Raw genomic sequence first — 18118 nt, 5'->3', positions numbered from 1 at the left:
AGGGGATTCCACTTAGGGATGCAATAGATATTTAATGACTCTGTCCCATTTAATTGCTGGGAACTAAAAATCCATCTTATTAAATAGGGACAGACTTAAGATTTTTTAGGTCGCCCTCGTGGTTTCAGCTGCCACCGGTCTAGACTCCATTTAGGATTTTGCTGGATAAATTCCAGACTTACCCAAGGTCTTGAGCGAATCAAATGCTCGATAATGGCCCGATCCTCATGATGCGGTGCGCCCTCTCTGACAAATGCCTCCCAAGCTAGCTGTCTCTCAAAAGGCGTGTTTCCTAAGGCCCAAAAGTTCGGATGATCAGTTAGCCAGGGCTCCCCCTTGCCACCAATATGGCTTTGATAGCTGGTGGTCTTACAGTCTTCGGCGCGGGATTCAAGTCCGGCTCGTACAGGGTTGAGTTCAATATAGCGCTGCACTTGTAAAGCATAGCTAGGATCAATGAGAGAAGAACAAAAGCGCCCCTCCCAAATCGTGCCTGAGGTACCCTGTCGTTGATTGATGTATTGCGCGTAGCGACGCCCTAATGATTGCATCGTTTTGGATAAGGAATAGTCATAACGAGGGGTCACCAATAAATGCGCATGATTGGGCATTAAGGCAAATGCATGAACCCCGCATCCAAACTCTTTAGCAGCATCGCGCAACCAATTCAAATAAATTCGGCAGTCCGCGTCGTCGTTGAAAATAATTTGACGGTTGTGGCCACGAACTAAAAGATGCATCGCTTGTCCAACAATGACCAAGCGCGCTTTACGAGCCATCTTTACTTAATTAAGTTGACGAACGCCGCCCAAGGGGGCGAACTCTGGAATGATCCAATCGCCATCGTATTCAGAAACCCCTGGCGGAGGCGCGCGATTTATCTCAGGGACGCCTCGTAAAGCAACCGACATAAAGTTAATCCAAACGGGTAATGCCAAGCCTCCACCTGTCTCGCGATCGCCCAAGCTTTTGGGGTTATCAAAACCGATCCATGCGACTGCTGAAACTCGGGGATTGTATCCAGCAAACCAAGCATCGTGTGAATCATTCGTTGTACCCGTTTTCCCAGCAATATCGTTGCGTCCTAAAGCAGGTCTTGCACGCGCCGCCGTACCGGTTTTGGTAATTTCTTGCAACATACTGTCCATCACAAAAGTAGTTCGCTCATCCAATACCCGTAGCGCATTTTTTCCAACCCGGACAGGATCAGCCTGAAAAAGAATTTGACCTTTTGCATCAGTGACTTTGTCAATTAAATAGGGATTTACGAAATAACCTCCGTTAGCGAATACGCTGTAAGCGCTAGCCATTTGCAATGGCGTGACAGATCCTGCGCCAAGAGCCATGGTTAGATAAGGTGGATGCTTTTCAGGCTCAAACCCAAATCGTTGAATAAATTCTTGGGTGTAAGACGGACCTATTTTCCGAATCACCCGAACCGACACTAAATTTTTAGACTTTGCCAAGGCGGTTCGTAAACGCATCATGCCGTCAAACTTCCCATCGTAGTTCTTGGGTTGCCACACTTGACTACCGGTCTCCAATGCCCCAATCGACAATGGCGCGTCATTCACCATGGTTGAAGGACTTATACCCTTTTCAAGAGCCGCCGCATAAACAAAAGGCTTAAAGGCTGAGCCAGGTTGGCGAAACGCTTGAGTCACGTGATTAAATTTATTGCGACGAAAATCAAAACCGCCGACCAACGCTAAGATTGCCCCATCATTCGGATCAAGAGCTACAAACGCAGCTTCAACCTGTGGCAACTGAGCCAGCTTCCAAACCCCATCATCATTAAGGAGTCGAACAACCGCCCCCGGACGAATACGCCGTTTGGGTTGCGCTGATTCTGATAAAGATGAACTTGCAAGCTTTAATGCATCGCCTTTAATCGTAATTTGCTCCCCAGTGGCAATCATGACCTTTAACTCCCTGGGGCTAGCTTCCAATACAACCCCGGATTGCAACTCGTCGAGCGCTGGATAATCAAGTAAAGCGTCATCAATCGCTCGCTGGCGCTTTAGCGGGTCTTCAGGTAATTCAATGAAGCCCTCTGGGCCGCGATACGCATGTCGTAAATCATAGTCAAAGATACCTTTACGGACTGCGGCGTATGCTGCATCTTGGTCCGCTTTTAAGACTGTGGTGTAAACATTGATACCCTGCGAATAAACAATATCGCCATACTGAGCGAAGAGCAGCTGTCTAGCCATCTCAGCAACAAAATCGGCGCGAGTATCAAACTCTTTTCCGAGACCGCGTATCTTAATGGATTCGGCCATCGCTTTTTCATAATTAGCTGGCGTAATGTAAGAAAGGTCACGCATGCGCTGCAAAATATATTCTTGACGAATCTTGGCGCGTTTATAGTTATTAACCGGGTTATAGGCCGAAGGCGCCTTCGGCAAGCCCGCTAACATTGCAGCCTCCGCAATACTAATGTCTTTGAGTTCTTTGCCAAAGTAAATTTTGGAAGCACTGGCAAATCCATATGCACGTTGGCCCAAATAAATTTGATTCATGTATATCTCAAGAATCTTATCTTTGGTTAATTGGGCCTCGATTTCCCATGCCAGCAACACCTCATAAAGCTTACGACTGAAAGTCTTCTCATTGGTCAAGAAAAAATTACGTGCCACTTGCATCGTAATCGTTGATGCTCCTTGCGAAAGGCTTCCTCGCAAGTTTGCTAGAGCGGCTCGCAAAACACCCCAATAATCAACACCGCCATGACTGTAAAAACGATCGTCCTCAATTGCAATCACTGCGTACTTGAGATGAACTGGGATTTCATTGAGAGGTACGACATTCCGTCGCTCTTCCCCAAATTCTCCAATCAACACCTTATCGGCGGTATAAATCCGTAGCGGCTCTTTCGGGTTGTACTCAACCAGCGCTGAAATGTTCGGTAAATTTGGCTTGGCAATAATGAATGCGTACGCTACCAACATGGCAAATAACAAGCCAACCACCACCATCAAGATCAATAACGCTTTAATCAGTGGGCTAGCGTTTGACCTTTCAGTAAAACGACTACCAGAGCCCCGTTGAAAAGGTGGTTTTTTGCTAGGAGGATTAACCATCCTTAAATTATATGGTCCTACAGCATTTGCAAGAATTACTGATCAATTAATACGGGTTTGCCGCTTTTAATGCGCAGTGGCTAGCAACACAATAGGCCATGGTCTATCGCAATATTAAACGGGAAGATTTTGACGAAGCACTCCAAAGCTTAGGTAATGATCCCGCCATTTTGGAGCATGAGACTCAAGCCGATCATTTGCAAAGTAAACGCCAGACTCCAGGGTCGACCCAATTAGGGCAAACATGGTCGGGCCTTAGCGCCCTCAAAGAGTCCTATCGCGCATCCCCTCACTCTTGGGCGCTTGTCCTTGCCCTTGGTTTTATAGCGGTTCTTCTGGCGTTGACCTATCTAATCACTCAAGTTCAGGAGATCGCTCAACGGAGTCACGATGGATCAAATCAAGCTTCGATGAAGCGAGAATTAACGGTCATTCAGGGTCAGATCGATGATCTTTATGAGCAGACAGAGGAAAACTTTTCCCAGATGATGGAACTTCTAGAGGTGACTCAAAAAAGTCGGTCTATCCCGACTAAAGAAATTAAGCGCCTAGCAAGTCCCGATCCTGATGAAGTTGATTTAAAAAAATGGCGTCACCTTGGTGTGGGAAAAAATAAGGGGGGGTCATTCGTGATGCTCCATGATGGCCAACAAAGTCGGGTCTTCACCCATGATGAATTCGCAAAACCCGCCTGGAAGATCACCCACTTTGATCACTCTCAAGCCATCCTACAAGGCCCCGGAGGAAAGCAAGTAGTGATAACTTCACCATGATACGTAAGGTATTTCAGAGCATTTGGATTTGGCTTTTATTGGGCGCTCAAAGTGCATTTGCATATCATCCAACCATCAACAGTACTTTACCAAATACACCGATTAGTATTTCAGCCAAAGAGATGCCGCTGGTGGATTTGCTCCATGCATTGGGTCAACTGGGTAATGCGCATTTTGTATTAAGTCCCAGCATTCAAGGAACGATTAATGTCCAGCTTGTCGATGTTCATTGGCAAACTGCCTTATCAACCATCTTAGCGAGTCGTGGCTTACGCTTCATTCGCAAGCAGGGTGTCTATTGGATTGCACCACACCAGGAAATCACAGCTTTCCAAAAACAACGTCGTGATGACTCCACATTACCTTTTGGTGGCGAGCACCATGGCACACCTCGGCAAATTTTGATTGAAGCCAGGATTGTGGAAGCAGACCATCGCTTTGCACGTAATCTAGGTGCCAAGCTGGGCTTGCGCTCTCATCCAGAAACTTCGCCCGATGGGAATAGTCGAACTCAGAGTTCGTTTGCAATAGGATTACCGCTTGGTGCTAGCGGCCTCAGTGGATTTGAGCCAGTTACCGCGGCAGCAACCTTGCTGAGTAAAAACGCCACTCGCTTACTCGATTTTGAATTAAGCGCCCTTGAAAGCGATGGGCAGGGCAAGATACTGTCCAATCCACGCATCATGACCGCCGATATGGTGAAAGCCACGATTGAACAAGGTACCGAACTACCCTATCAAACCTCCTCTTCAAATGGAGGAAATAAAATTCAGTTCCGTAAAGCCAACTTACGCCTCGAAGTCATTCCGAAGATTCATGATGATGGCAGAGTCTCTTTATTGGTTGCTATTAATAAAGACAGTATTGGCATGAAGACCGAACAAGGTTATGCCATTGATACTAAAAATTTGAGCTCCGAAGTCAGTGTTGAGAATGGTGGAACCGTTATCTTGGGCGGTATTTATCAAACAACGGAGCGAAAGGATACTGTCAAAATCCCATTCTTAGGAGACATTCCCTTAATTGGTCATCTTTTTAAACATCAATCCAGCTTGCGAGATAAGACCGAACTTCTCGTATTTTTAACGCCTACCATCTTAGATAAACCCGAATAGAATGACGCTATGGACATTGAAAATTCCAATATCTTTCTAATTGGACTAATGGGGGCTGGCAAGTCAACGGTTGGGAAACTAATTGCCCGAAAACTCGAACGGCGCTTTATTGATTCCGACCATGCGCTTGAAGAGCGCTGTGGTGTCAAAATACCGACCATTTTTGAGATGGAAGGTGAGGCGGGTTTTCGTAAGCGCGAAGCTCAAATCATCGATGAGCTAACCCGAGAGCACTCGATTGTGCTTGCCACCGGTGGCGGTGCGATATTGCTTCCAGATAATCGAAGGGTGCTTGCTGAACGTGGTACGGTAATTTATCTGCATGCCAACCCGATTGAGCTTTGGCATCGCACTAAGGGCGGCGAAGGTCGCCCCCTGTTACAACATGGCGACTCAAAGATGATCTTAGAAAACTTATATACCATTCGCGATCCACTCTATCGAGAAATCGCAGACTTTATTATTGAGACTGGTAAACCAAGCGTTAATCAACTCGTAAGCTCTTTACTCATGCAACTTGAACTAGCCCCATGAAAACTCTGAATGTATCCCTTGGTGAACGCAGCTACCCCATTTACATTGGTTCGGGGCTACTTAAACAATCTGAACTTTTTAAACCTTGGATTACTGGCAAATCTGTATTTGTGGTCACCAACACAACCGTTGGCCCTCTCTATAGCCAATCCTTGATCCAAACCATTTCAAACGATGCAAAATCTGTTCATGAGATTGTTCTACCCGATGGCGAGTCTTACAAAGACTGGATTACTCTGCAGAAAATCTTTGACGCCCTATTAACCTATGGCGCTGATCGTAAATCGGTATTAATTGCTCTCGGTGGCGGGGTGATTGGTGATATGGTGGGTTTTGCAGCTGCTAGCTTTATGCGCGGCATTCGCTTCATTCAAGTGCCCACCACCTTGTTGGCTCAAGTGGACTCCTCGGTAGGCGGCAAGACTGGGATTAATCACCCTCTTGGCAAAAATATGATCGGCGCCTTTCATCAACCGGTTGCAGTCATTGCTGATCTTGATACCCTCAAGTCACTTCCACCCAGAGAGTTGTCAGCCGGTTTGGCAGAGGTAATCAAACACGGGGCGATAGCAGATGCTGAATTTTTTGATTGGATTGAAGCACATCGCCAAGAACTACTAAATTGCGATAGCAATTCGATGAGTCATGCAGTCGAGCGTTCTTGCGAAATTAAATCAGCAGTAGTAGCTGCCGACGAAAAAGAGTCTGGGATTCGTGCCATCTTAAATTTTGGCCACACCTTTGGCCATGCTATCGAATCTGGCTTAGGCTACGGGGAATGGTTGCATGGTGAGGCAGTAGGATGCGGAATGGTGATGGCGGCAGATTTATCTTCTCGCTTAGGCTATTTGCAAACTGAGGAAGCGGGTCGCATTAAAAAACTCATTGCGGCAATGAACCTGCCCGATTGTGCGCCCAAACTTGGAAATAGCCGCTTCTTTGATCTTATGCGAATTGATAAGAAATCCGAGGGCGGAGAAATTCGTTACATTACCCTTGAGAGAATTGGAAAAGCAAAAATTGAGGTGGTTGATGATGCAATCGTTGACCAGGTCTTAACGACTAATCAAGTAAAGTAATCTGAACTGCTTGGCCTGCCTGATCACTCACAAAGCGAGATAAGTCGGCAAGCAATTCGTTACCTGTTTTTGTATCAAGCCATCGTGGCTGATGAACGGTTCCAGCCCAACGGTAGTGAAAGCCTCCGGCTTTACATGCGACCCAAATCTCATGCAAGGGCGGTTGCGTATTGATAACGACAACGCTGCGATCTCGAAACACAATATTAATGACATTACCCCCTTGACGAGCAATGTCGAGGTCGAGATCTAAACGCTCATCGGCATTCTCAAGCGACAATTCAATCGACTGCAATAGATGACTAGCGAGCTGATGAAATTGCTTATCGTCAATTTTGTCAATCTGGGAAGAAGAGGTATTTTGCATGCTATATTCAAATTTCGGTGATTAATCAGATGATATCGATTGTAGTTAAGATTCCGGTTTGTGTTGCTTTAATGTCCCTCGTTGGATGTGGGGTTAGAGGGCCTTTATTTTTGCCAAATGTTCCGCCCGTCCCACCAGCGCCGACTCAAGCGGAACCTAAGGGTACTCTGTATCCACCTAAAGAATCAGGTTCAAGTACTCCGATTAATTCAAGCCCCACAAAGTAATGATGCATTCCATTCCATCACTAATCGGCTTTTCTCAACACCATGGGGAATGGTTTGCTGAAGGGATTTCGCTATCCGTTTTAGCGAGTCAATACGGTACTCCCTTATACGTATACAGCAAGCATGCGATTTGTTCGGCATACCGTGCTTATGATGTCGCCTGCATCCGTGCAAATGGTAGTCGACGTGCCAGAATTCATTACGCAGTTAAGGCGAATAGTAATCTTGCTGTTTTAGATGAGCTCAAGCAACTAGGAGCTGGGTTTGATTTAGTTAGTGGTGGTGAACTGGCGCGCGCTCTTCATATCGGTGCCGATCCAAAAAGTATGGTTTTTGCTGGGGTCGGCAAATCCGCTGATGAAATTAAATTTGCACTCACAGTTGGAGTCAAGTGCATTAATGTCGAGTCCATCCCTGAACTCCATCGAATTAATCTGATTGCTAAAGGCATGGGTTTACGTGCTCCGGTTTCATTGCGCGTGAACCCTGATGTAGATGCCCAAACCCATCCCTATATTTCCACGGGTCTCAAAGACAATAAATTTGGGATTGCCTACTTTGAGGTTCTAAAAACGTATCGTGAGGCGGCGCTACTGCCCCATATTGATATTGTTGGTATTGATTGTCACATTGGTTCCCAAATTACAAATACCTCTCCTTACCTTGATGCACTTGATAAGGTACTTGATCTTATTGAGCAACTAAAGCGTGAAGGCATCATCATTCATCATCTTGATTTAGGCGGTGGCCTTGGAATCGACTATGGCTCGGATGCGCCCCCAGATATCACGATGTTCACCAACGCCCTACTCAATCGTATCGATGAGCGTGGCTTTGCGCAGCTAGATGTGATTTTAGAGCCCGGTCGCTCCTTAGTCGGAAATGCTGGAGTACTTCTGACTCAAGTTGAATATCTGAAGACCGGCGCTGATAAAAACTTCTGCATTGTGAATGCCGCCATGAATGATTTAATGCGTCCCGCCCTCTATGATGCCTATCATGCGATCGTTCCGATCAAAAGTGAAAGCGGTAAAGCAATCACTTATGACGTAGTTGGACCGGTTTGCGAATCAGGCGATTGGTTGGGCAAAGATCGTGCCTTAGCGGTTCAAGAAGGTGATGTTCTGGCTATTTTGTCCGCGGGCGCTTATGGATTTGTTATGGCATCAAACTACAACACGCGAGGACGACCAGCGGAAGTGATGGTTGATGGTGATCAAGCCCACCTAGTAAGGGAACGCGAGACTACCAATAGCCTCTTTGCTAATGAACGAACGATTGGAACGAGCTAATTCGGTCTAGCGCAAACCCGCCATGTAATCAGACACGGCTTTCATTTCAGCATCTGACATCTTGGCAGCAATCGTACTCATTTGTACACTGTTCTTACGCGTACCCTCTCTGAAAGCAATTAATTGCGAGGTCGAGTAATCTGCCCATTGGCCACTCAAACGCGGGTATTGCGCTGGGATGCCAGCACCATTAGGACTATGACATCCCGAGCATGCCGGAATCCCTTTTTCAGCAATGCCTGCGCGATAAATGCGCTGTCCCAATGCAATCGAATCTTTATTTTGAGCGGTACCCAACTTAGGCTCTTGTTTACTGACATAGGCAGCTAGGTTCAGCATATCCTGCTCGGTTAAGGCAGCTACCATCCCCATCATCACGGGGTTCATCCGTGAGCCATCTTTGTAATTCTTGAGTTGCTTCAGAGTGTAAGCAGCATGCTGAGCAGCCAACTTAGGCCAGGTTGCAACCCCGCTATTACCGTTTGGACCATGGCAACCAACGCAAGAAACGATTCCTCTCTTTGGATCACCATTGTTATAGAGAGCATCGCCAGCAGCAGCATCCGCTTTGATCACTGCAGGGGTTGGAGCGCTGGTGGTCATCGCAGGCGCGGCGGCTTTTGCAGGCTCAGCTGCATGAGCAAACGATAAAAAACCGCCAACTAAAACTAGCAAAAGGGCAGAAATATTTAATTTGGAGAATTTGCTGCTATAGCGCATTATGGGTACCTAGCCTACTTTGAAATGAATTGATGTTCAACTAAATTCATGTGATTTTACAATAGCTTCCAGTCATGTCTAAACTGCACCAAGCCCGCTTTTTTACCACGGTCAATGAGCTTCAAACTCTTCCCCAGGGAGATCTCCCCGAGATCGCATTTGCAGGGCGCTCCAACGCCGGAAAATCCAGTGCAATCAATATCTTATGTAATCAGAAGCGCCTAGCCTTTGCAAGTAAAACTCCAGGTCGAACCCAGCACATTAACTATTTTGGGGTCTACGCCAAGGATGAGTTACTTGCATATTTAGTCGACTTACCAGGCTATGGCTATGCAGCAGTTGGCGAGGCAACCCGTTCCCATTGGAACGAAATCTTAAGCCGCTACCTTCAAACTCGCAAGAATTTGGTTGGGCTAATCTTAATTGTTGATGCGCGACGGGGCCTAACTGAACTGGATGAACAGATGATTGGATGGTTTGGCGTGACCCAAAAACCCATCCACATTTTATTGAGCAAGTCTGATAAACAAACGTTTTCAGAAAATCGCGCCCTATTACATGCCATCTCTGAGCAAATAAAGGGATTTGCCCCCGCCCAAATTACTGCCCAGTTATTTTCAAGTACAAAACGGGTCGGTCTTCTCGAAAGCGATACACTTATTCAACAATGGCTTTTTCCAGAACACCGCACCACCCAACCCTGCCCTGATTAGAAAGTATTTGCAATGTCTCAATACCCTGCTTATCGCCCTCGCCGGATGCGCCGCGATGATTGGTCGCGTCGCCTTATTCAAGAAAATCATCTACGGATTGACGATCTCATCTATCCCGTTTTTTTACTGCCCGGCAACAATCAAAGCCAAGCGGTCTCCTCGATGCCGGGTATTGAGCGGATGTCACTTGATCGCTTGTTTCATGTGGCTGAAGAATGCGTAGCACTTGGCATTCCAGTGATGGCCCTCTTTCCCATAATCGATGGGTCATTAAAGAGCAATGACGGTGCCGAAGCTTTTAATCCAAAAGGGCTTATTCCAAGCGCTGTAATGGAACTAAAAAAACGTTTTCCTGCGCTTGGCATCATGACTGATGTCGCACTCGATCCCTATACCAGTCACGGTCAAGATGGCGTACTCGATGATCAGCATCGGATTTTAAATGATGAGACCGTCGCAATCCTCATCAAACAGGCGCTCTGTCATGCTCAAGCAGGCGTTGATATTGTTGCCCCTTCTGACATGATGGATGGCCGTATTGGTGCAATTCGTACCGCCCTTGAAAATCAAGGATTGATTCATACGCGCATCATGGCTTATGCCGCCAAATACGCGTCGTCATTTTATGGTCCCTTTCGGGATGCAGTTGGATCGGCAACAAATCTTGGTAAAGCAGATAAAAAGACTTACCAAATGGATCCCGCCAATGGCGATGAGGCCATCCGTGAAGTTGGCTTAGATATTAGTGAAGGTGCTGATTTGGTCATGGTAAAACCTGGCATGCCTTACCTCGATATCGTATATCGCATTAAAGAAGCCTTCGGCTATCCAACCTATGCCTATCAAGTGAGTGGCGAATATGCCATGATGAAAGCTGCCACCCAAAATGGCTGGCTTGATCATGATGCAGTAATGATGGAGTCCCTACTCGGATTTAAACGCGCCGGGGCAGACGGCATCTTGACCTATTTTGCGCTTGAGGCTGCACGCTTACTCAAACGCTAGGATTATTTAGCTCCTAACTCCTGCAGTCGCTCTAAAAAACGGCTGGGCGCCATAAAACCAACTACTCGCAAAGACTTTTGTTCGTCACCAGCCCCATTAAAGAACAATATTGCGGGCGGGCCGTACAAACTAAATTGCTTGAGTAGTGCTTGGCTCTGTTGGCTGTTAATAGTCACATCAGCTTGAACCAATACAAAACGGCTCATTGCCTTAGCAACCTCGGGATTTGTGAAAGTAATCGCTTCCATCTCTTTGCAAGAGATGCACCAGTCCGCATAGTAATCAAGCATGACGGGTTTATTTTCAGCCTTCGCCCTTTGCAAAATGCGCTCGAGCTCTTCACTTGAACGCACGACCTGAAATACCAAATCGGATGAAATTCGTTTTTCAGTACGAGGACTTGTTTGATTTTGGTTATCAGCTACGACGGATATTGCTGGCCATACAATCCAAATGGCTAAAGCAATTAACACCAAACCGAGACCGCGCTGCAACCATATCATCCACACGCCTGTTTGTGGCAAGAAACTTCTGGCACCCATCGCAATAAGTAATAACGGAAGCCCCATGCCCAAGGCCATCACAAATAGAAGGCCTCCACCAAGCGCCATCGATCCGGTTTGTGCCACAAACCCTAAAACACTTGCTAGTGGCGCCGTAATACAGGGACTTGCCACCAAAGTCGAAATCGCCCCAAGGCTAAACGCTCCAGCGATGCTGCCACCCTTTTGTCGCCCTGCCAGTTGATCGACTTTGTTTTGCCACGCTTGAGGCATCTTTAACTCGTATAAGCCAAATAAGCTGCCCGCTAAAAATAATAGAAGGAGGGCAAAGAGTATCAGCGCGATGGGGCTTTGTAGAGCCCGCTGCACACCACTCCCTAATGCAGCCGTAAGTACTCCCGCTAACGCATACAACAAGGCCATACCCAAAATGTAAGCCAAGGCAAGATAAGCCGATCGGGTTTTGCTGATTGGACCCCCATCTTGGCGGCCTAAAACAATACTGCTCAAAATGGGTAACATTGGTAGCACGCAGGGCGTAAACGCAAGCGCAATCCCGAGAATAAAAAATCCCGTAAATAGATAAAACGGTTTGGCATTCTCTAAGTAACTTTTAATCGAGGCAACGTCATCTCGCCCACTCCACAAATCACTTAAGTCAAATGGGACTGGGGTTGGATTCGAGCTCCTTGTTGGTGCTGCATCACCCTCAGGAATTGGCGCAACCCGAACCCCTGGGGCTGCAATAAAGTATTGATAGGTCATTGGTGGATAGCAAATACCTCCGTCCGCACAACCTTGTAAATCAATCTCTAGGCGAATACCGCTTTGTGGAGTTTGTGTAAACCCAAGAACCACTTCAAATGGTTTTGGAAAAATCTCCATTTTTTTTCCAAAGGTCTCATCAAACTTTTCAACCCCTCGGGGGATTTGAATACTCTTGGGAGCACTTGGCTTGTCATTGATGAATAGCCGATACTGCAAGGACTCCTGGTAAATGTAATAACCTGAAACCGGTCGGTATTCAATTGCAATCTCATTGGTATTGGCAAGCCATGTCGCCTCCACAATAAATGCCTTTTCTGGAGGCAAAAATTCTTTAGCGCTTACTAAACCAGATAATGCGACACTTGATAGTAGAAACAATAAGAGTTTAACTAAGCCATACTGAATTCGCCTCATGGCCTTGTCTCCTCATTCACCCATTGGCCGTATGCTTGGGAATACTCGGCCGGCCTAAAAGCAATGATCTCTGGCAATTGATAAGGGTGATGGATCTTAATGAATGCTTCAATAGGTTGCCACTGAGTAGGTGTTGTTTTAGCACTCAATAAGACCTCGGCATCGTTGCATAGTGTTCCATCCCATCGATAAATCGATTGCACGCCCCCCTGAATTTGCACACAGGCTGCGAGACGCTCATCGATTAATTGCTGACCTAGTAATCTAGCCGCATCCATCGTTGGCAAAGTCGTTGTCACGATCAGTATCGAATCCATACAAAGAGATGGTTCAAGCAGTGGGTTAAATGAAAAAGCCAGGCCGAAGGCCTGGCTTTAACTATACCTGATGCTAATTTATGCTGCTACAGGCTCTTGCTGAGGGGCCTCTTCGACTTCGGGGCGATCGACTAACTCAACCAACGCCATTGGTGCATTGTCGCCGTGCCGAAAACCAAATTTCAGAATACGGAGATAGCCGCCTGGACGGGTCGCATAACGAGGGCCGAGCTCAGTAAATAATTTGCTAACCATTTCACGATCACGCAATCGATTGAATGCTAAACGACGATTAGCCAAATTATCCTTCTTACCCAAAGTAATCAAAGGCTCAACTACCATCCGCAATTCTTTTGCCTTTGGCAGAGTTGTTTTGATGACCTCGTGCTCAATCAAGGAGTTCGACATATTGCGCAACATCGCCAAACGATGCGAGGAGGTGCGATTTAGTTTGCGTAAGCCATTACCATGACGCATGATGCTTCCTTTCTAATTATTGCCCGAGGGTCGCTGGAGGCCAGCTGTCGAGCTTCATCCCAAGACTTAAACCACGGGCTGCCAACACGTCCTTGATTTCGTTCAAGGACTTGCGACCCAAATTAGGTGTCTTGAGTAGTTCATTTTCAGTACGCTGAATTAAATCACCGATGTAATAGATGTTTTCAGCCTTTAAGCAGTTCGCTGACCGAACTGTCAACTCTAAGTCATCGACCGGTCGCATCAATAATGGATCGACCATCGTCGAGCGACTTGGAGCCAACTCGCCACTCACCTGACTGCTCTCTAAGGCAGCAAATACGACCAATTGGTCTACTAAAATACTTGCGGCTTGACGGATTGATTCTTCAGGCGAGATCACGCCATTGGTTTCAATCGTCATTACCAAACGATCTAAATCGGTACGTTGCTCAACACGAGCAGACTCAACGGCATAGCTAACGCGATTAATTGGGCTAAATGAGGCATCTAAAACAATACGTCCAATTAGCTTAGTCGCTTCATCTTGATACTGGCGCATATTACCTGGTACGTATCCGCGACCCTTTTCAACCTTGATCTGCATATCGAGCTTACCACCTGCAGCCAAGTGAGCAATAACATGCTCAGGGTTGATGATTTCAACATCATGCGGAAGATCAATATCCTTGGCACAGACCACACCAGGACCTTCCTTACGCAAATTGATCGTCACCTCATCACGAGATTGCAATTTAAAGACAACGCCCTTTAGGTTGAGGAGCAGGTTAACAACATCTTCCTGAACGCCATCCAAGGTGGAATACTCATGAACAACGCCTGCAATGGCTACTTCGGTTGGAGCAAAGCCAACCATGGAAGACAACAAAACACGACGTAATGCATTACCAAGCGTATGGCCATAGCCACGCTCAAATGGTTCCATGACAACTTTAGCCTGATTCGCACCGAGTGCTTCAACAGAAATGATTTTTGGTTTAAGCAAATTTGTTTGCATAGATATCTTTTCCTTAAGAGGTGCAGTATTAGCGTGAATACAATTCGACGATCAAACTTTCGTTGATATCACCACTGATTTCATCGCGATCTGGTACTTGTTTAAACGTTCCCTCGAGCTTGCTAGCATCAACGCTAACCCAATTAATTGCGCCGACTTGCGATGCAAGATTTAGTGCTTCTTGAATTCGGGTTTGTTTTTTTGCCTTCTCACGAATCGCAATCACATCACCAGGACGAACCTGCATCGATGGAATATTAACTACTTGCCCATTTACAGTAATTGCTGCATGCGATACCAACTGACGCGCTTCAGCACGTGTTGAGCCAAAGCCCATGCGATAAACCACATTATCTAAACGGGACTCGAGAAGCTGCAGTAAGGTTTCACCGGTATTTCCCTTGCGACGCTCCGCCTCAGCAAAGTAGCGTCGGAATTGACGCTCGAGCACACCATAAATGCGCTTTACCTTTTGCTTCTCACGCAACTGATTACCGAAGTCAGAAGTACGCGCACCTGAAGTGCGACCGTGCTGACCAGGCTTACTGTCTAATTTGCACTTGTCCGATAAAGCACGGCGAGCGCTCTTTAAAAATAAGTCGGTACCTTCCCGACGAGATAGTTTGGCTTTAGGGCCTAAGTAACGTGCCACGATTTCTTCCTTTCTATGCCTCGATGGTTACCGAGGTGAGTTCGCTGTAACTACCAGCGAACGGTGGGCTTATTAAACAATTGCTGGCATAGCCAGCGGCTTGGTACTGCAAAAATTAGATACGGCGACGCTTTGGAGGGCGGCAACCATTATGTGGAACCGGCGTTACATCCTGGATTTCAACAATCTTGATGCCCAAGGAGTTCAATGCACGAACTGCAGACTCACGACCGGGACCGGGGCCCTTAATTTGGACCTCTAAATTCTTAATCCCACACTCAATTGCTGCCTTGCCAGCTACTTCAGCAGCAACCTGTGCTGCAAATGGCGTTGACTTGCGTGAACCCTTAAATCCCTGACCGCCTGAAGTTGCCCACGACAAGGCATTTCCTTGACGATCGGTAATGGTCACAATGGTGTTATTGAATGATGCATGCACGTGGGCGATGCCATCAGCGACGTTCTTTTTTACCTTTTTACGAGCGCGTTGCGCACTTGCATTTGCGGCGGTTTGTTGTGCTTTTGCCATATCAGTTCCTAATTATTTCTTAAGTGCAACGCCGGCCTTACGGGGGCCTTTGCGGGTACGCGCATTGGTCTTCGTTCTCTGGCCACGAACTGGCAAACCTTTGCGATGACGAATGCCACGATAGCAAGCCAAATCCATTAAACGCTTAATGTTCATGGTGACTTCACGACGCAAATCACCCTCTGTGGTGCGCTTACCCACTTCATCGCGAAGCTTCTCTAATTCAGCATCGGTAAGATCTTTGACTTTCTTATCGATTGCAACACCTGTGTTCTCACAGATCTTGAGAGCCTGAGCTTTGCCAATACCATAAATGGCGGTTAAACCAATCACAGTATGTTGATGATTTGGGATATTTACCCCAGCGATACGTGCCATATGAATTCCTCTACTTAACCGAATTAACCTTGACGCTGCTTATGACGTGGATCGGACGAGCAGATCACACGCACCACGCGCTTACGCTTGATGATTTTGCAATTGCGGCAAATACATTTAACGGATGCCAATACTTTCATCATTCACCTCTTTAATAATCCTTACTTCGCACGGAAGATAATTCTTGCGCGCGTTAAATCGTATGGGGTCATTTCCACAGTTACCTTATCTCCGGGCAGAATTCGGATGTAATGCATCCGCATCTTTCCAGAAATATGACCTAGTACTACATGCCCATTCTCTAACTTCACCCTAAACATGGCATTGGGAAGGTTTTCAACAATTTCCCCTGCCATCTGAATCACATCGTCTTTAGGCATCTTAGAGAGTGGGTCCCATCTTAAAGTTGGCTTTCTTCATGAGAGAGCCGTACTGCTGTTGCATCACAAATGATTGCACTTGGGCCATAAAGTCCATCGCAACCACCACAATAATTAACAACGATGTTCCGCCAAAGTAGAAAGGAACGTTGTATTTCAAAACCAAAAACTCAGGCAATAGGCACACTAAAACCATGTAAATAGCACCCGCCAACGTTAAACGAACCAAAATTTTGTCGATGTAACGGGCCGTTTGATCACCCGGACGAATGCCTGGGACAAATGCTCCACTCTTTTTTAAGTTATCAGCCGTATCACGGCTATTAAAGACCAGTGCTGTATAAAAAAAGCAGAAGAAAATAATCGCCGTAGCATACAAAATAATGTACACCGGCTGACCTGGAGCTAAAGTTGCGGCCAAGTCTTTCACAATACGACTAAGCATATTGGTTGGTTCGCCTGCAGTAAACCAACCGGCAATGGTTGCTGGGAACAAAATAATCGATGAAGCAAAGATGGGGGGAATAACACCGGCCATATTCAGCTTTAAAGGCAAATGGGAAGACTGACCACCATAGATCTTATTGCCAACTTGACGCTTGGCATAGTTCACCAAAATACGACGTTGCCCACGCTCTACGAAAACCACAAAATAAGTAACAGCAATAACAATCAATACGATAAAAATTGCTGAAAGGATGCTCATGGAACCGGTACGAACGAGCTCAAGAAGGCTTGCTAGTGCACTGGGTAAACCAGAAACAATTCCGGCAAAAATAATGATGGAAATGCCATTACCCAAACCACGTTCTGTAATTTGCTCGCCAAGCCACATTAAAAACATCGTCCCAGTAACAAGCGTTACAACGGTATTGAACTGAAACATGAGGCCTGGATCAACAACCAATCCGGGCTGAGACTCAAGGGCAACAGAAATTCCAATCGCCTGGAATGTGGCTAAAAAGACCGTTGCATAGCGCGTGTACTGGGTAATCTTGCGCTGCCCAGCTTGGCCTTCCTTCTTCATTGCCTCAAGCGAAGGGATCACAATCGTCATCAACTGCATAATGATCGATGCAGAAATGTAAGGCATGATTCCCAGAGCAAATACGGTGAAGCGCGATAATGCACCGCCTGAAAACAAATTGAACATTCCCAAAATACCGTCTTTTTGCTCGCTAAAGAGCTTTGATAGCTGATCAGGATCAATTCCAGGTACTGGAATGTGCGCACCAATACGGAAAACAACCAACGCCAATACCAAGAAAATCAAGCGGCGACGTAAGTCGCCATACTTGTTTCCAGATGGTGTCAAACTAGAGACGTTAGAGGAACCGAGTGCCATAAATTGCTTTAAACCTCTGCGAGCACCTTGCCACCAGCAGCCTCAATAGCAGCTTTTGCACCAGCACTTGCAGTCAACCCCTTCAAGGTGACTGCACGCTTAATTTCACCGGTCTTAATCACTTTGACAGCATTTGTTTGCTCACCAGCAAGGCCATGCTGTTTAAGGGCAACTAGATCCACCTCAGCCAAACCGATGCGCTCAAGATCTGCGAGGGTTACTTGACCAACAAAACGACGTGTTAAAGAAATAAAACCGCGCTTCGGTAAGCGACGATACATTGGCATCTGACCACCTTCAAAGCCAACCTTATGAAAACCACCAGAACGCGACTTTTGGCCTTTATGACCACGACCTGCAGTTTTACCAAGACCAGAGCCAATACCACGGCCTACACGACGACGTGGGCGTTTAGCACCTTCTGCAGGTTTGATTGTGTTTAATTGCATT

General features: G+C 46.5%; 22 protein-coding genes. 7 read left to right on the top strand and 15 right to left on the bottom strand.

Annotated elements, in window-relative coordinates:
• Positions 1-95: 95 nt before the first annotated feature.
• Together QUE65_RS00465 and QUE65_RS00460 are read right to left on the bottom strand one after the other, a co-directional pair.
• On the bottom strand, positions 96-779 hold the full coding sequence (locus QUE65_RS00465; RefSeq protein WP_286281129.1) for a transposase: 684 nt from the start codon (positions 777-779) through the stop codon (positions 96-98).
• Positions 780-785: 6 nt separating this feature from the next.
• On the bottom strand, positions 786-3083 hold the full coding sequence (locus QUE65_RS00460; protein WP_286281128.1) for a penicillin-binding protein 1A: 2298 nt from the start codon (positions 3081-3083) through the stop codon (positions 786-788).
• A gap of 98 nt (positions 3084-3181) precedes the next feature.
• Between QUE65_RS00460 and QUE65_RS00455 the strand changes: the two genes are divergently transcribed.
• From QUE65_RS00455 to aroB, 4 genes are read left to right on the top strand one after another with little or no spacing between them, the layout of a single operon-like run.
• A complete protein-coding gene (locus tag QUE65_RS00455; protein ID WP_286281127.1) occupies positions 3182-3856 on the top strand; it encodes a hypothetical protein in 675 nt (224 codons plus the stop codon).
• Positions 3853-4971 (top strand): type II and III secretion system protein, encoded by a 1119-nt coding sequence (locus QUE65_RS00450; protein ID WP_286281126.1) that lies wholly within the window; start codon positions 3853-3855, stop codon positions 4969-4971. The genes QUE65_RS00455 and QUE65_RS00450 overlap by 4 nt, the downstream gene beginning before the upstream one ends.
• Positions 4972-4980: 9 nt before the next feature.
• On the top strand, positions 4981-5505 hold the full coding sequence (locus QUE65_RS00445; protein ID WP_286281125.1) for a shikimate kinase: 525 nt from the start codon (positions 4981-4983) through the stop codon (positions 5503-5505).
• Positions 5502-6584, top strand: a complete 1083-nt coding sequence (aroB, locus tag QUE65_RS00440) for a 3-dehydroquinate synthase (protein ID WP_286281124.1) — start codon at positions 5502-5504, stop codon at positions 6582-6584. Before QUE65_RS00445 ends, aroB begins: the two co-directional genes overlap by 4 nt.
• On the opposite strand, the gene cyaY is transcribed toward aroB, so the two are convergent.
• Positions 6568-6951, bottom strand: coding sequence for an iron donor protein CyaY (gene cyaY / locus QUE65_RS00435; protein ID WP_286281120.1), 384 nt, complete (start codon positions 6949-6951; stop codon positions 6568-6570). The genes aroB and cyaY overlap by 17 nt on opposite strands.
• Before the next feature lie 226 nt (positions 6952-7177).
• Between cyaY and lysA the strand changes: the two genes are divergently transcribed.
• Positions 7178-8470 (top strand): diaminopimelate decarboxylase, encoded by a 1293-nt coding sequence (gene lysA / locus QUE65_RS00430; RefSeq protein WP_286281118.1) that lies wholly within the window; start codon positions 7178-7180, stop codon positions 8468-8470.
• A gap of 6 nt (positions 8471-8476) precedes the next feature.
• On the opposite strand, the gene QUE65_RS00425 is transcribed toward lysA, so the two are convergent.
• Positions 8477-9190, bottom strand: coding sequence for a c-type cytochrome (locus tag QUE65_RS00425; RefSeq protein WP_458574758.1), 714 nt, complete (start codon positions 9188-9190; stop codon positions 8477-8479).
• A gap of 74 nt (positions 9191-9264) precedes the next feature.
• On the opposite strand from QUE65_RS00425, the gene yihA reads away from it, so the two are divergent.
• Positions 9265-9903, top strand: coding sequence for a ribosome biogenesis GTP-binding protein YihA/YsxC (gene yihA / locus QUE65_RS00420; protein ID WP_286281117.1), 639 nt, complete (start codon positions 9265-9267; stop codon positions 9901-9903).
• Positions 9904-9915: 12 nt separating this feature from the next.
• A complete protein-coding gene (gene hemB, locus QUE65_RS00415) occupies positions 9916-10908 on the top strand; it encodes a porphobilinogen synthase (RefSeq protein ID WP_286281116.1) in 993 nt (330 codons plus the stop codon).
• Between the two features lie 2 nt (positions 10909-10910).
• On the opposite strand, the gene dsbD is transcribed toward hemB, so the two are convergent.
• The 11 genes from dsbD to rplO form a co-directional block, all read right to left on the bottom strand.
• Positions 10911-12593 (bottom strand): protein-disulfide reductase DsbD, encoded by a 1683-nt coding sequence (gene dsbD / locus QUE65_RS00410; RefSeq protein ID WP_286281115.1) that lies wholly within the window; start codon positions 12591-12593, stop codon positions 10911-10913.
• Positions 12590-12892 (bottom strand): divalent-cation tolerance protein CutA, encoded by a 303-nt coding sequence (gene cutA, locus QUE65_RS00405; RefSeq protein ID WP_286281114.1) that lies wholly within the window; start codon positions 12890-12892, stop codon positions 12590-12592. The genes dsbD and cutA overlap by 4 nt, the downstream gene beginning before the upstream one ends.
• Positions 12893-12988: 96 nt before the next feature.
• The gene (gene rplQ, locus QUE65_RS00400) at positions 12989-13387 is read right to left on the bottom strand and encodes a 50S ribosomal protein L17 (protein WP_286281112.1); all 399 of its coding nucleotides are present in this window, start codon (positions 13385-13387) and stop codon (positions 12989-12991) included.
• A gap of 16 nt (positions 13388-13403) precedes the next feature.
• Positions 13404-14384, bottom strand: coding sequence for a DNA-directed RNA polymerase subunit alpha (locus QUE65_RS00395; RefSeq protein WP_215370842.1), 981 nt, complete (start codon positions 14382-14384; stop codon positions 13404-13406).
• 28 nt (positions 14385-14412) lie between these two features.
• Positions 14413-15036, bottom strand: coding sequence for a 30S ribosomal protein S4 (gene rpsD / locus QUE65_RS00390; RefSeq protein ID WP_286281109.1), 624 nt, complete (start codon positions 15034-15036; stop codon positions 14413-14415).
• A gap of 115 nt (positions 15037-15151) precedes the next feature.
• Positions 15152-15565, bottom strand: coding sequence for a 30S ribosomal protein S11 (rpsK, locus tag QUE65_RS00385; RefSeq protein WP_108507603.1), 414 nt, complete (start codon positions 15563-15565; stop codon positions 15152-15154).
• Between the two features lie 12 nt (positions 15566-15577).
• Positions 15578-15943 carry a 30S ribosomal protein S13 gene (rpsM, locus tag QUE65_RS00380; RefSeq protein ID WP_108507602.1) on the bottom strand — a complete coding sequence of 122 codons (366 nt, stop codon included), beginning with the start codon at positions 15941-15943 and terminating at the stop codon, positions 15578-15580.
• A gap of 23 nt (positions 15944-15966) precedes the next feature.
• Entirely contained in the window at positions 15967-16083 is a 117-nt protein-coding gene (gene rpmJ, locus QUE65_RS00375; RefSeq protein WP_096673338.1) for a 50S ribosomal protein L36, read from the bottom strand.
• A gap of 21 nt (positions 16084-16104) precedes the next feature.
• On the bottom strand, positions 16105-16323 hold the full coding sequence (infA, locus tag QUE65_RS00370; protein ID WP_108507601.1) for a translation initiation factor IF-1: 219 nt from the start codon (positions 16321-16323) through the stop codon (positions 16105-16107).
• Position 16324: 1 nt separating this feature from the next.
• Positions 16325-17668 (bottom strand): preprotein translocase subunit SecY, encoded by a 1344-nt coding sequence (secY, locus tag QUE65_RS00365; protein WP_286281107.1) that lies wholly within the window; start codon positions 17666-17668, stop codon positions 16325-16327.
• An 8-nt stretch (positions 17669-17676) separates the two neighbouring features.
• Entirely contained in the window at positions 17677-18117 is a 441-nt protein-coding gene (gene rplO, locus QUE65_RS00360; RefSeq protein WP_108507599.1) for a 50S ribosomal protein L15, read from the bottom strand.
• Position 18118: the final 1 nt, after the last annotated feature.

The organism is Polynucleobacter sp. HIN8 (assembly GCF_030297615.1).
Classification (GTDB): domain Bacteria; phylum Pseudomonadota; class Gammaproteobacteria; order Burkholderiales; family Burkholderiaceae; genus Polynucleobacter.
The sequence above is the reverse complement of the archived record's forward strand: the minus strand, read 5'-3'. Positions and strand labels throughout refer to the sequence as shown.